A 14,108-nucleotide genomic window follows, 5' to 3' on the forward strand; every position below is an offset into this window, starting at 1 on the left:
CAACGGCCGCATTAATTAAACTGCTTCAAGAATCGGAGGTCGCCTTCGTAGAAGAGGCGCAGGTCGTTGATTCCATACCGCAGCATTGTCAGGCGCTCGAGGCCGGAGCCGAACGCGAAACCGATGAACTTTTCCGGGTCCAGCCCGAAGTTGCGCACGACGGTCGGATGGACCTGGCCGGCGCCCGACACTTCCAGCCAGCGGCCCTTGAGCGGTCCGGAACCGAAGGCGATATCGATCTCGGCCGACGGTTCGGTGAACGGGAAATAGGACGGACGGAAGCGCACCTGCAGGTCGTCGGTCTCGAAGAAGGCCTTGACGAAATTCAGGTAGACGCCCTTGAGGTCGGCGAACGAAATGTCTTCGCCGATCCACAGACCTTCGACCTGGTGGAACATCGGCGAGTGGGTCGCATCGCTGTCGACACGGTAGGTGCGGCCCGGCGCGATCACCTTGATCGGAGGCAGGTGGGTGCGCGCATAGCGCACCTGCATCGGGCTGGTATGGGTGCGCAGCAGCAGCGGCTTGCCAGTGCTGTCATTGCCTTCGATATAGAAGGTGTCCTGCATCGAACGCGCCGGATGGTTTTCCGGGCTGTTCAGTGCGGTGAAATTGGTCCAGTCGTTCTCGATCTCGGGGCCGTCGGCCACGTCGAAACCGATCGAGCGGAAGATCTGCTCGACGCGCTCCCAGGTGCGCATCACCGGGTGGATGCCGCCTTTGGAACGGCCGCGGCCCGGCAGGGTCACGTCGATCGACTCGGCATTCAGGCGTTCTTCCAGCTGGGCCATGGCCAGCGCTTCGCGGCGGCCGGTCAATGCGCTTTCGATTTTTTCTTTTGCGGCATTGATCAATGCGCCCTGCGCCTTGCGCTGCTCAGGGTCGAGCTTGCCGAGACCCTTCATCAGGTCGGTGACCTGGCCGGTCTTGCCGAGGTATTTGGCTTTTGCATTTTCGAGCGCGGCGGCGTCAGGGGCGGCGCTAAAGTCAGCCTGGGCCGAGACGACGAGTTCTTCGAGCGTGTGCATGTCTTGTTCTTTTCCTGTCTGGGGTGGCAGGAGCCACAATCAAAAACGGGGCACAGGTTTTAGCTGTGCCCCGCTCTCTGCACTGCGTTGCCGCAGTGCTTGTCTTGCTAACAAACTGCTATTAAGCAGCCAGCTTGGCCTGGACGGCGCTGACAATCGCGGCGAATGCCGGCTTGTCATGCACTGCCATGTCGGCCAGGACTTTACGGTCCAGTTCAATTCCGGACTTCTTCAGGCCGTTCATGAACACGCTGTAGGTCATGCCGTGCGAACGCGACGCTGCGTTGATACGGGTGATCCACAGTGCGCGGAAGACGCGCTTCTTGTTGCGGCGATCGCGGTATGCGTATTGGCCAGCGCGCATGACTGCTTGCTTGGCAACACGGAATACTTTGCTGCGGCGACCACGGTAGCCTTTAGCAAGGGCAAGAACTTTCTTGTGACGGGCACGTGCAGTAACCCCACGTTTAACTCTAGGCATATTAGCTCCTTAGTGTGTGAGATTAAGCAGACGGCATCATGCGGAGAACGCTGGTCACGTCCGACGCATTGATGTTGCGGGTGCCACGCAGCTGACGCTTGGTCTTGGTGGTCTTCTTGGTCAGGATGTGACGCTTGAACGCCATACCCGATTTGATGGTACCACCTGGACGCACGCGGAAACGCTTCTTCGCGCTGCTTTTGGTTTTCATTTTTGGCATAGTCATCTGTCCGTACTAGGGACAGCCTCATATGGGACAGGATTGCAGGTGGCAGCGATGCTGCTCTTGGATGCCTACTTTCGCTTGTCTTGCAGTCGAACCACTATCTCGCGGCCCGGCTACAACCTGTTTCGAAAAACAGGAACCGCAGATGATAGCACAGGTCGTCGGGGAATTGTTGTGGCGGGGATGGGGTTTTGATGGGGCTGTGCAGCTTGCCAACGCTCCCCCTGCCACTCCCCTACGCACCGTCGCCCCGGCGAAGGCCGGGACCCAACTCGTGTGAGCAGGGAGAACACGAGTGGTACGCAGCGAACCTGGCGGGAACGACATTCCGGAGGAGCGCGCCAACCTGGGTTCCGCCTGCGCGCGAACGACGTGCCGGTGGAGCGGGCCAACGGTGATGGCAGTGCCACGCAGCGAACTTGGGTACCGGCCTTCGCCGGTACGACGCATTGAAGAAGCAGGCCACAAGCAGCGAAGTCGGCGCCCCTCCCACGAACGCACACGGGCCGGGCCGGATGCAGCTTACGCTGGCACCCGGGCCCGGCCCGGCAATCGATCCTCGAAGAATTACTTCTTCTTCTTCGGTGCGACGATCATGATCATCTGGCGTCCCTCGAGCTTCGGGAACTGCTCGACCTGGCCGACTTCCTCCAGGTCGCCGCGCAGGCGCTCGAGCATGCGCATACCAATGTCCTGGTGCGCCATTTCGCGGCCACGGAAGCGCAGCGTGATCTTGGTCTTGTCGCCCTCTTCCAGGAACTTGATGAGGTTGCGCAGCTTGATGCTGTAGTCGCCTTCATCGGTACCCGGACGGAACTTGACTTCCTTGACCTGGATGATCTTCTGCTTCAGCTTCGCTTCGTGCGCCTTCTTCTGCTCGGAGTACTTGAACTTGCCGTAGTCCATCAGGCGGCAGACCGGCGGCACCGCGGTTGGCGCGATTTCGACCAGGTCGACGTTCAGTTCTTCGGCCATGCGGAACGCGTCCGCCAGGCTGACGATGCCCAGTGGTTCGTTCTCTACACCGTTAAGGCGCATTTCGGGATGGGTGATTTCGCCGTTGATGCGATTCTGCTTGTCAGTAGCTATGTTGTTTCCTTTGAAAGTATTTGAGTAGGCCGGAGATTATTTCGTCTTGGCGGCGACTTCGCTCACCAGACGCTCCACGAGCTCGTCGACAGGCATCACGCCCAGGTCGACATTGCCGCGGGCACGCACGGCCACAGTGTTGGCTTCCCGTTCTTTGTCGCCAATAACTAGAATATATGGCAACTTTTGCACGGAATGCTCACGTATTTTATAAGTAATTTTCTCGTTCCGCAAATCAGCGTGAACGCGCAGGCCGGCTTTCTTCAGCTTCGCCGCTACTTCCTTCACATAATCCGCCTGCGCATCCGAGATGTTCAGCACCGCCACCTGGACCGGCGCCAGCCACAGCGGCAGCGCGCCGGCGTAGTTTTCGATCAGGATGCCGATGAAACGCTCCATCGAGCCGACGATCGCACGGTGCAGCATGACCGGCACCTTGCGGGTGTTGTCTTCGGCGACATATTCCGCGCCCAAGCGGCCCGGCATCGAGAAGTCGACCTGCATCGTGCCGACCTGCCACGGACGCCCCAGGCTGTCCTTCAGGTGGTATTCGATCTTCGGGCCATAGAAGGCGCCCTCGCCCGGCAGCTCGGTCCATTCCACGCCGCAGGCGCGCAGCGCCGAACGCAGCGCTTCTTCGGCTTCGTCCCACACTTCGTCGGTGCCGATGCGGCTTTCCGGACGCAGCGCCAGCTTGACGTCGATGTTGGTAAAGCCGAAGTCGTCATACACTTCCATCGCCTGGGCGTGGAAGGCGGTGACTTCCGCCTCGATCTGTTCTTCGGTGCAGAACACGTGGCCGTCGTCCTGGGTGAAGCCGCGCACGCGCATGATGCCGTGCAGCGCGCCCGAGGACTCGTTGCGGTGGCACTGGCCGAACTCGCCGTAGCGCAGCGGCAGGTCGCGATAACTCTTCATGCCCGAGTTATAGATCTGCACGTGGCCCGGACAGTTCATCGGCTTGAGTGCGTACGAGCGGTTTTCCGACTCGGTCGTGAACATGTTCTCGCGATAGTTGTCCCAGTGGCCGGTCTTCTGCCACAAGGTCACGTCCAGGATCTGCGGCGCTTTTACTTCGTCGTAGCCGTTGACCTGGTATTTATGGCGCATGTACTGCTCCACCTGCTGCCAGACGGTCCAGCCCTTCGGGTGCCAGAAGATCAGGCCCGGGGCTTCTTCCTGGAAGTGGAACAAATCCAGAGCTTTACCTAATTTACGATGATCGCGTTTTTCGGCTTCTTCCAGCATGTGCAGGTACTGCTCCTGGTCTTCCTTCCTGGCCCAGGCGGTGCCGTAGACGCGCTGCAGCATCTCGTTCTTGGAGTCGCCGCGCCAGTAGGCGCCGGCCAGTTTCATCAGCTTGAACACTTTCAGCTTGCCCGAGGACGGCACGTGCGGGCCGCGGCACAGGTCGGTGAAGCTGCCTTCCGAATACAGCGAGACGTCCTCATTGGCCGGGATCGAGGAGATGATCTCGGCCTTGTACTCTTCGCCGATCGACTTGAAATAGGCCACGGCTTCGTCGCGCGGCAGCACCTTGCGGGTGACCGGCTCGTCCTTCTTGGCCAGCTCGACCATCTTCTTTTCGATCTTGGCCAGGTCGTCCGGGGTGAACGGGCGCTTGTACGAGAAGTCGTAATAAAAACCGTTTTCGATGACCGGGCCGATGGTGACCTGCGCCTCCGGGAACAGCTCCTTGACGGCGTGCGCCAGCAGGTGGGCGGTCGAGTGGCGGATCACGTCCAGGCCTTCCGGATCCTTGTCGGTGACGATCGCCAGCTCGGCGTCTTCTTCGATCAGGAACGAGGTGTCGACCACCTTGCCATTGACCTTGCCGGCGAGCGCGGCCTTGCCGAGGCTGGTGGCGATGCTGGACGCCACCTGGGCGACCGTGACGGGACCGTCGAACTGACGGCTGGAGCCATCTGGAAGTCGAACGTTAAGCATGCTGTTCTCCAATCGAGGCGCTGGGCGCCGGTAAGGTGGAATATCTTAAAAGCTGAAAATATTGAGACGAAAAAAAACGCGGCACTAGCCGCGTTTTCTTCGTTGTGTCGAGCAAAAGAACACCCCTTCGCGCCTAGCGATTCCCCCACAACCAGGTCGTAGTTCGCGGTGTCATAACCGTCGGTGCCTTTCTCGCTCTTACTTATGGACGCTCGATAGAATCGAGAAATCCTGTGTTCTGGTGGGCGGTGCAGAATTCGAATCTGCGACCCCTTGGATGTCGACCAAGTATTCTAACCAGCTGAACTAACCGCCCAATCCCTGCATTATAAGGAGCGCCCCCTCGTTCTGCAAGGCTTGTCACGGAAAAAGTTTCCTTGCGCGCCTGCCTGCCCCGCCACAGGCCTTTGCTTTACACTTTCGAGCATAACAAGACGCCATTCATACGATGCCTGCCCAGCCCGCCGAACGCTCTTCCGCCCACCTGCACGCCCACCTCGATGGCGACGCGCGCCACGCCCATACGATCGAGGGGCGCAGCCAGGCCACGCTGGCGGTGGCGCTCGGCATGACGCTGCTGTTCGCCGTGATCGAAGTGGTGACCGGCTTCATCTCCAACTCGCTGGCCCTGATCGCCGACGCCGGCCACATGGTGACGGACGCCGCCGCCCTCGGCCTGGCCCTGCTGGCCCAGGCCATCGCACGGCGCCCGCCTTCCGCGCGCCACTCCTTCGGCTTCGTGCGCGCCGAGGCGCTGGCGGCTTTTGTGAACAGCCTCGCCATGCTGGCCCTGGTCGCCTGGATCGGGTGGCAGGCGGTGGAGCGGCTGCTGCACCCCGAGCAGGTGCAGGGCGGCGTAGTGCTGGTGGTGGCCGGCATCGGCGCCTGCATCAACCTGCTGGTGGCCTGGGTGCTGTCGCGCGACAACCAGAGCATCAATACCCGCGCGGCCCTGGTCAACGTGATGGGCGACCTGCTCGGCTCGCTGGCGGCGATCGCAGCCGGCGCAGTCATCTATTTCTTTCCTGCCTGGGTGCGAATCGACCCTATCCTGTCGCTCTTCGTGGCGCTGCTGATCCTGCGCTCGACCAGCGGCATCCTGCGCGAGTCCTACCACTTCCTGATGGAGGGCGTCCCCGGCGGGATCGACTACCTCGAAGTCGGCGCCAGCCTCAAGCGCGTGGAAGGCGTGCTCGACGTGCACGACCTTCATGTCTGGGACATGTCGCCGGGCCACCCTGCCCTGATCGGCCACCTGGAGATTGCCAGCCTCGACCAGTGGCCGGCGGTGCTCGACGCGGTGCGCGCCATGCTGCGCGCGCAGCATGGCATCGACCACGTGACCCTGCAGCCGGAAGCGGCGGGCGGCAAGTCGCTGTAAGCGCCCTCTTACCCGCAGCTGGCTGGAGCGCCGATAGCCCTCAAGCGGTAGCCTCAGCATAATCGCCGGATGGACTGCGACCGTACTGTATTCGATACCCTCATCATAGGCGGCGGCCCGGCCGGGCTCACGGCCGCCATCTACCTGCGCCGCTTCACGCGCCACGTTGCCCTGGTCGACAAGGGCAACAGCCGACTCTCGTGGATCCCCGTTTCGCACAACTACCCCGGATTCCCAGGCGGGATCAACGGCATGGAGCTGCTCGGGAACCTGCGCACCCAGCTGGCCAATTACGGCGGCAGCGTGATGCCGGGCGAGATCCTCAGCCTGCGTCTGGAAGACGGCCATTTCGTTGCCTCGTACGCGGCGGCCGAGGGGGACGAGCCCTGCGAGCTGCGCGCCCTGACCGTGCTGCTGGCCACCGGCGTAGCCGACGCCGGCATGCCGGTCGAACGCTGGGACGACGCGGTGCGCAGCGGCGCAGTGCGCTTGTGCCCGGTGTGCGACGGCTGGGACGTGATCGACAAGCGCATCGGCGTGGTCACCTCCGAGGTCAACCCGGTCGGCCACGCCCTGTTCATGCGCACCTTCAGCGCCGACGTGCTGCTGTTCGAACGCACCGCCGAATCGGCCCTGAACGACGAGGAAAGGCAGCAGCTCGCGGCCGCAAATGTCCGCCACATCACCTCGCCGCTGGCCGGCGTGACGATGAGCGAGGACATGAAGCCCATCCTGCATACGAAAGATGGCGAGGACTATCCCTGCGACGTGTTCTACCCGATGCTGGGCGAGAACGCGCGCTCCGACCTGGCCAGCGAGCTGGGCGCCGAGACGGTGGAATGCCGCAAGCTGATGGTGGACGATCATTGCCGCACTACCGTGCCGGGCTTGTTCGCCATCGGCGACGTCACGCGCGGGTTGAACCAGATCGCGGTGGCGACCGGGCAGGCTGCGCTGGCGGCGACGACGATACACAATACCTTGCCGTGGGCGCTGCGCGCACCAGCGGATTCTACAGGCTCCTGACCGTAGCAGCCGGCTAGCAACCCAGGCCGGCACTGCGGTTAACGAAGAACAGCGCTGTCCCGAAGGACAGCGCTGTTTTAGCTAGTGCACCGGTGTTATGGTGCGATTGCCGGTGCCAGAGCCTGGCGAGGAGTACCGCCGCCGCCAATGCTGGTGGCCGAGTTGTTGTTCACGACATGCAGTGCCTTTGCCAGGCGCTGGATGTCACGGACCCAAGGAGTGTTGGCTTGCACTTTCTGCTCCAGGTCGAAACCCCAGTCCGCCTTGAACTCGTTGCGCTTCGAGCCATCCGGACCTTCTTCGGCATTGAAGTCGAAACCAGGTGCATACGTGTCGTCGACAATATAGGCGCCGTAGTTCTGCAAGGTCCAGGCAAGCTGCTTGGCAGGTGCGGTTTCCAGGCCCAGCGATGCGATCGAGGTGGAAGCCGGGAGGGCCAGCAGCGCACCCATCTTCATCGCCGAGTTGCTATTGCCGTTGGCGGTACCGTAATGGCCCACCGCATAGCTATCCGACGTCACTGCAGGCCAACGCGAGCAAGCTGCGCGGGTCGTGCACTTGAACAGCACTTCCTTGGCATACACGTTGATCTTGAGCGCATGGCGTGGGCCGGTCGTCGAACCTGGACGCAGCTCGCCGAGACGGAGACTGCCGCCGATGGCCGACAGGCCTGAACCGCCGTGGGCGCCGGTGATACCGGTACCATACAGGTCGACGTTGGAGAACTTCGCCATCGACGTAGCTGAGCCACCTGCGGTACAACGTGCCAGCGGCTGGGTCTGGACGATGGTACGGCGATCCGGCAGCAGGAAGGTCGCCGAGCTGTTCATGGTGCTGTGCGGCACCACATAGGTGCTAGGCATCGGCACTTGCATCAGCAGGCCACCCGTCGCGCCGCAACGGTTCGAACCGGACCAGGCCGCGTTGCTCAGGTTGATATTCACGAGCGGTGCAGTCGGCTTGAGAATGATCTTCTCTGGATCGACCCCTGGCATTTTCGCCCAGATATTGCCGCCTGGGTTAGGCGAGATATTCGCTGGCACATAGACCGCGCCGCTACCGATCGGCATGTTCCAGATGCTGTTGCTGGCGAATGGCTGCTTCAGCGGATCACGCGTGCCTGGAGCCGGTGCTGGCGCTGGCGCCGGTGCCGGTGCTGGCGCCGGTGCTGGTGCTGGTGCCGTACCCGGTGCTGGTGCTGGTGCTGGTGCAATGGGCGTGCTGGTCCACAGGCTGCAGGTCTTCGCATAGCCGGGGGCCGGATCGCCGAACACCGCATTCGTACAGGCTACTGGCCCAGTCAGGCTCTTCACCACAAACTTGGTGGCCGTGCCATAACGTACGTCACGGGTGCCGGTGAACGCACAGCTGCCGTATTCGGTTGCGCACTGTACCCAGGACGCAGTGGAAGTAGTTACCGTTGCCAGGCTGCGGCTCGGTTGGCCGTCAGCGGGTGCGGCGCCCTCGCCGGCAGCGGCGGCTTCAGGAGCGAGATCGCTGGCAACCGGAGTGACACTGTCGGGCACATAGTTTTGAGGCCGGACCGCCACCACTTCGACTTCGGCAGCGGTTTGATCTGCAGCCGAGCCGGACATGGATGGATCGCTGGTGCCGCCGCAAGCGGCGAGAACGGCGAAAACAGGGGAAAAGAAAACAATTTTCGACTTCAGGTGGAATCGATTTGCTTGCGTTTGGAATGGTTTTGAGATGATCACTACTATTTCCTTACGTTACATGAACAAGAGCAACGTCTGAGGCTTGCCCAACTTCATTAGTTCCGAACATAAAGAAAATAATTTCTGTTGCGATATATCCCAACCGAATTAAGTTAAAAAGGAGTCAAATTTTATGAGCCGGGAGTCGGGAAGTTCTTCCTATGAAAAACCAGGCTAGGGGCATATTGCTGAGTTCATAAAACTTGTCAATGCGACTGGGGAAAATTTCTCAAAAAAAAATGAGCGCTGGGAACAGCGCTCATTGAAAAAATGGAGTTAATGCAAGAATTAAGTTTGCATTAGCGTAAGGCTTTCTATCCGCACGCCAAGGCTACTGTGTATGCCTTGGCATAAACCTAATCCTCTCCGGACACCAGGGCGATTCGCCTGCGAATACGCAGGACTTCCGGCGTGTTTCCGGCGGCTTCCGCACGCTGGACCTGCACACCCAGCCATGCCAGCAGCGGACGGCGCCAGCCCTGGTTCGATGCGGTGTCGATGACGAGCGCGATCCCTTCCGGCGTCATGCGGCCGGCCTTGAAGCTTGCGCCGGCCGCGACCAGGCGCGCGAGTGGATCGGCCAGGTTCGCGACCTGTCCTGTCGCAAGCACGGGCCGGTGCTGCTCGGGCAGTAGCGCCGCGTCCAGTCCCTGCCAGCGGCCATACAGGTAATCGGCATACGCGCGCTGGGCCGGTGTCGCCTCGAGCGCCAGCGCCAAGTAACCCGGGCAGTCGTCGAAATCGAGGCTGGCCACCTGCGCCGCGCAGCGCACCAGCTCGACCTGCGCGACATAGTCCGGGCGGCCGGTGCTGGTCGTGGCGCGCCGCGCGTCACGGAATTCGGACCGCGCGGCAGCCGTGTTGCCTTTCAGGTAATCGTCGACCGAAGCATCGAGTAAACCTTTGGCGTCGCCTTGCCAGTCGGGCGGCAGCGGCTTGCTGGCGCAGCCGGCAAGAAAGGCTACGGCAAGAAAAGCGAACATTCTCATGGCAGCTTGATCTCCTGGTTACTGCGGGCGAAGGGCCACTTGCGGTTGATCTCGTCGACCAGGCGGTTCACCTTGCGCAGGCTGGCGTCGACTTCGCCGCGTAGCGCACCCAGGTCTTCGGTCGCCACGCGCGCATTGGCGCCGACGGCCTGGGCCTCGACCAGCACGGCGTCGACCTTTTTGAGCGTGGTGCTGGCGTCAGAAAGCACCACGTGCAGCTGCCGGAGCGACACCTGGGCGTCGTTCATGACGCCGTCCTTGCCGTAGACCCGGCGGTCGGTCTTGTCCAGCAGCCCGTTGATGCGGTCGAGCGCCTCGCGCAGCTTGCGCGCCTCGGCGTCGCCGCCCAACACGCCGCCCAGCACCCCGCCGGGACCGGACATCCTGCCGGTCACGCTGTTGATATTGGCGAGGCTGGCGTTGATGTCGGAGTCGGTTGCCGTCATGGCCTCGAGGTTTTCCAGCAGCGCGCGTGCCGTTGCGACGATGCGCGGGATCTCGGCGGTGGCGTCGCCGCGCAGCACCGAACGGGTGGCGCCCGGGGGCAGCCGCGGGTCGTTCAGCAGGCCGGTGAAGGCGCGCAGCCGGGTCTCGCCGACAATGCTGCTCTCGAGCGTGAACACGCTGGAGACCCGCAGCCACTTGGCGTCCTTGCTGGTGACGTCGACCAAGATGCGCACCTTGCCGTCCGGCGCCAGCTCGACCTGGTTGACGCGCCCGATCGGGAACCCGGCGAAAGTCATGTCCATGCCGGGGATGACGCCGGACGAATCGTCGGTCTCGAGCACCAGCCGCTGCGTAGGCTCGAACACGCCGCGTGCATGCATCACATAGCCGATGAAGGCTGCGATCAGGATGCCGACCGCCGCCAGCAGGATCATGGCCTTGAGTTCAACGTGCTTTGGTTCGTCCGGCAGGGGTTCGGTCATCTGGGTCGTCTCTTGTTTACATGTATTTCAGCGCGAGCGAAGCCGCTTCGATCACCAGCAGCACGAACAGCAGGCGCAGCGCGCCCGGCTGCACGGTGAAGGCGACGTTGCGCGGATAGCGCTGCAGTTCGAGGATGGCGGCCGTCGGGATCAGGGCCACGGCCAGGCCGAACAGCACGGTCTTGAGCACGAAGCCGACCGTGATCGCCGGAGCGAACACGCGGCCGACCGTGCGGGTGTAGTCGCCCACGCCCCAGGGCGACAGGCCATACACGTTCAGGTAGGCCAGCACCAGCACGACGGTACTGGTGACCATGGCCAGGCTCAGTACCGCCACGGCGTTGGCAAGCAACTGCGGCACCATGTCGCGCCGCATGCGGCGCAGCGCTTCGTCGTTGGCGGCTTGCGGCGACATGCCGGCGCGCGCCAGGCCCAGCGCCGAGGCATCGAAAGCCATGCTGGCGCGCAGGGCCACGAACAGCGCGGCGGCCAGCGGGATCAGTTCCAGCACCAGCACCCGCACCACCATCTCGAGTGCGAAATGCGACAGGCCATAGCTCTTGGCCGTGACCAGCACGATGCGGATGATGACCAGGCTGATGAGGCTTGATGCCAGCCCGAACCAGGGCAGCACCTGCCAGGTGCTGGCGTAGATGTGGCGCGCGGCCGCCAGCCGGTTCTCGCGGTTGTAGGTCGAGGGCGAGAGCGCCATGACGATGGCGATCGCGCCCAGGTGCACCATGTACCACCAGCTGCGCAGGTAGCGTGCGAAGGCAAGGCCCCACAGGCTTGGTCTGGCGTAGAGGTTGAGGGTTCGGCGCATGATGTCAATATGATACAGATTTGGGTGAGTGCATCGGATTTTTGTATCAAATTGATACTTTGTTGGCTGCGGTGCCAAATTGGATCCCTTCCTTCGCCGGGATGACGGTCTTTAGGGTAGGGGGAATTGAAAGTATTCCGGCCACTCACCTAAAAACCGTCGCCCCGGCGAAGGCGCGCACGATGCCACTGGCATTGTGCGCCCCAAGTTTGCCCGCAAACCGAGAAACCAATTACTGCCGCCTCGCCTCCATCACCCCACCCACCTCCCCGATCGCTGCCAGCGCCTTCTGCAGCTGCGCCGTCGAGCCGATCTCGGCCGTGAACACCATGCGCGCTTGCCCCCTGGCGCTTTGCGATGCGACGCCGGTGACGTTGATCTTCTCGCGCGAGAACACCTCGGAGATATCGCGCAGCAGTCCCTGGCGGTCGTTTGCGAGGATGAACAGGTCGACCGGGTACACCGTTTCCGACCCGGCCGATCCCCAGGCGGTCTGGATCACGCGCTCGGGCGCCTTGGCGCGCATCTCGGCGAAGTTCTTGCAGCTCAGGCGGTGGATCGAGACGCCCTTGCCGCGCGTGACGAAGCCGACGATCGGGTCGGGCGGAGCCGGCTTGCAGCACTTGGCCAGCATCGTCATCAGGCCCTCGGTGCCGACCACCAGCACGCCGGATTTAGCGCCCTTTTCCACGCTCGACGACAGGCTCTTGTTGACCACGGCCTCATCAACCGGGGGTGGCGCCGCAACTTCGTCGTGCAAGGCCGCCTCTACATGGCGCAGGCTGAATTTTTCCTTGCCGACCTGGATGAACAGCTCGTCCACCTTGGCGAAGCCCAGCTTGTGCGCCAGCGCTTCCAGGTTGACCGCGGTCTTGCCTTCGCGCTGCAAGGACTTTTCGACCAGCGCCCGTCCCTGCGCCAGCGTCTCGGCCTGGTCCATCGCGTGGAACCAGGCGCGGATCTTGGAACGCGTGCGGCTGCTGACCGTATAGCCAGGACTGAGCCAGTCGCGCGACGGCCCCTGGTTGCCGCTGGCGCCCTTGGCGGTGATGACCTCGCAGGTCTGGCCGTTGCGCAGCGGGGTATTCAGGGGCACCATGACGCCGTCGATCTTGGCGCCGCGGCAGCGGTGGCCCACCTCGCTGTGCAGGTGGTAGGCGAAGTCGATCGGGGTCGCGCCCACCGGCAGCTCGATCACGCGCGCCTGCGGCGTCAAGACAAAAATGCGGTCGTCCAGCGCGGCCGCCTTGAGCTTCTCGACCCATTCCTTCTGCTGGTCTTCCTGGCCGGCGACGACGTCGGCCACGTCGGTTTTCCAGGCTAGCAGCTGGCGCAGCCAGGCGATCTTCTCGTCGTACTTCTGGCTCTTGAAGTTGGACCCGCCCTCTTCCTTGTAGCGCCAGTGGGCAGCGATACCGTATTCGGCGAAGTTGTGCATCTCCTGGGTGCGGATCTGCACTTCCAGCGGGCGCCCGTCCTCGGCGTTGACGACCGTGTGCAGCGACTGGTAGCCGTTCGGCTTGGGTCGCGAGATATAGTCGTCGAACTCCTTCGGGATCGGGGTCCAGATGTTGTGCACGATGCCCAGCACCGTGTAGCAGGTCTTCACGTCCGGCACGATCACGCGGAAGGCGCGCACGTCGTACAGCGACGAGAAATCGAGCTCCTTGCCGCGCATCTTGTTATAAATGCTGTAGATGTGCTTCGGCCGTCCCGACACCTCGGCCTTGATGCCTGCTGCCTCCAGCTCCCCCTGCAGGCGCGCGATCGACGACTCGACGAAGCCTTCGCGCTGCATGCGCTTTTCTTCCAGCATCTTGGCGATGCGCTTGTAGGTCTCGGGCTCGATGAAGCGGAAGGACAGGTCTTCGAGTTCCCACTTGAGCTGCCAGATACCGAGGCGGTTGGCCAGCGGCGCGTAGAAGTCGAGCACCTCGCGTCCATAGGCGCGGGTGACTTCGTCGAAGCGCTTCTGCTCGGCGAAATAGCGCAAGCCGGCCGCGCAGGAGGCCAGGCGAATCAGCACCACGCGCATGTCCGAGGCCATCGCCAGCAGCATCTTGCGCAGCGTTTCGACTTGCGCCGCGGCCTGCTGGGCGGCGTTTTTTCCGCTGCCGACCTGCTCCTTGCCGGCCGTGAGGTCGCGCAGCTTGACCAGCTGGTAGACGCCCTGCACCAGGTCGGATACTTCTTTGCCGAAGCGTTCCTCAAGCGAGCCGGCTACCGCCGGATCCACCATCGCCAGCTCGAACAGCAGGCCGGCGATGCGGGTCTCGGCATCGGTGCTCAGGTAGGCCAGCGTGCCGGCCACGCCGAGCGAAAATTCGAGCGCATCCTGGCCTGATGTCGCCGTGCGCTCGCCATAGGCGATGCTGGCGTAATCGAGCGCGGCCTGCACGCGTGCGCAGTCGTCAAGGCTCAGTCCCTGGACGATCCCCGTGGTGGCGTCGACAAGCAGAGCGGTCGATACCATC

Annotated in this window: 12 protein-coding genes and 1 tRNA gene; 2 read left to right on the forward strand and 11 right to left on the reverse strand. The window is 62.7% G+C overall.

The features are described from left to right. Positions 1-11 precede the first annotated feature (11 nt). The 6 genes from pheS to HGB41_RS02190 form a co-directional block, all read right to left on the reverse strand. Entirely contained in the window at positions 12-1,028 is a 1,017-nt protein-coding gene (pheS, locus tag HGB41_RS02165) for a phenylalanine--tRNA ligase subunit alpha (protein WP_171080633.1), read from the reverse strand. Positions 1,029-1,149: 121 nt separating this feature from the next. Next, on the reverse strand, positions 1,150-1,509 hold the full coding sequence (gene rplT / locus HGB41_RS02170; RefSeq protein WP_171080635.1) for a 50S ribosomal protein L20: 360 nt from the start codon (positions 1,507-1,509) through the stop codon (positions 1,150-1,152). Between the two features lie 22 nt (positions 1,510-1,531). Next, positions 1,532-1,729, reverse strand: a complete 198-nt coding sequence (rpmI, locus tag HGB41_RS02175; protein ID WP_171080637.1) for a 50S ribosomal protein L35 — start codon at positions 1,727-1,729, stop codon at positions 1,532-1,534. A gap of 573 nt (positions 1,730-2,302) precedes the next feature. Beyond that, positions 2,303-2,824: a translation initiation factor IF-3 gene (infC, locus tag HGB41_RS02180; protein ID WP_171081895.1), complete on the reverse strand. Its 522-nt coding sequence runs from the start codon at positions 2,822-2,824 to the stop codon at positions 2,303-2,305. A gap of 36 nt (positions 2,825-2,860) precedes the next feature. Next, the gene (gene thrS / locus HGB41_RS02185; protein WP_171080639.1) at positions 2,861-4,771 is read right to left on the reverse strand and encodes a threonine--tRNA ligase; all 1,911 of its coding nucleotides are present in this window, start codon (positions 4,769-4,771) and stop codon (positions 2,861-2,863) included. 239 nt (positions 4,772-5,010) lie between these two features. After that, positions 5,011-5,087: transfer RNA gene (locus HGB41_RS02190), tRNA-Val, on the reverse strand. Between the two features lie 132 nt (positions 5,088-5,219). On the opposite strand from HGB41_RS02190, the gene HGB41_RS02195 reads away from it, so the two are divergent. Both HGB41_RS02195 and HGB41_RS02200 read left to right on the forward strand, forming a co-directional pair. Next, positions 5,220-6,152, forward strand: a complete 933-nt coding sequence (locus HGB41_RS02195; RefSeq protein ID WP_171080641.1) for a cation diffusion facilitator family transporter — start codon at positions 5,220-5,222, stop codon at positions 6,150-6,152. Positions 6,153-6,221: 69 nt separating this feature from the next. Further along, positions 6,222-7,178, forward strand: coding sequence for an NAD(P)/FAD-dependent oxidoreductase (locus HGB41_RS02200; protein WP_171080643.1), 957 nt, complete (start codon positions 6,222-6,224; stop codon positions 7,176-7,178). 95 nt (positions 7,179-7,273) lie between these two features. Here HGB41_RS02200 and HGB41_RS23135 read toward each other — a convergent pair whose 3' ends face one another. The 5 genes from HGB41_RS23135 to HGB41_RS02225 all read right to left on the reverse strand — a co-directional run bounded on the left by HGB41_RS23135 (position 7,274) and on the right by HGB41_RS02225 (position 14,107). Further along, the gene (locus HGB41_RS23135; protein WP_212760795.1) at positions 7,274-8,773 is read right to left on the reverse strand and encodes a hypothetical protein; all 1,500 of its coding nucleotides are present in this window, start codon (positions 8,771-8,773) and stop codon (positions 7,274-7,276) included. A 476-nt stretch (positions 8,774-9,249) separates the two neighbouring features. Continuing rightward, positions 9,250-9,882, reverse strand: a complete 633-nt coding sequence (locus tag HGB41_RS02210; protein ID WP_171080645.1) for a hypothetical protein — start codon at positions 9,880-9,882, stop codon at positions 9,250-9,252. After that, on the reverse strand, positions 9,879-10,811 hold the full coding sequence (locus HGB41_RS02215; RefSeq protein WP_171080647.1) for an MlaD family protein: 933 nt from the start codon (positions 10,809-10,811) through the stop codon (positions 9,879-9,881). The genes HGB41_RS02210 and HGB41_RS02215 overlap by 4 nt, the downstream gene beginning before the upstream one ends. Before the next feature lie 16 nt (positions 10,812-10,827). Continuing rightward, positions 10,828-11,634, reverse strand: a complete 807-nt coding sequence (locus HGB41_RS02220; RefSeq protein WP_171080649.1) for an MlaE family ABC transporter permease — start codon at positions 11,632-11,634, stop codon at positions 10,828-10,830. Between the two features lie 232 nt (positions 11,635-11,866). Then, the gene (locus HGB41_RS02225; RefSeq protein WP_171080651.1) at positions 11,867-14,107 is read right to left on the reverse strand and encodes a RelA/SpoT family protein; all 2,241 of its coding nucleotides are present in this window, start codon (positions 14,105-14,107) and stop codon (positions 11,867-11,869) included. Position 14,108: the final 1 nt, after the last annotated feature.

The sequence above is a fragment of the Telluria aromaticivorans genome (assembly GCF_013003915.1).
Classification (GTDB): domain Bacteria; phylum Pseudomonadota; class Gammaproteobacteria; order Burkholderiales; family Burkholderiaceae_D; genus Telluria; species Telluria aromaticivorans.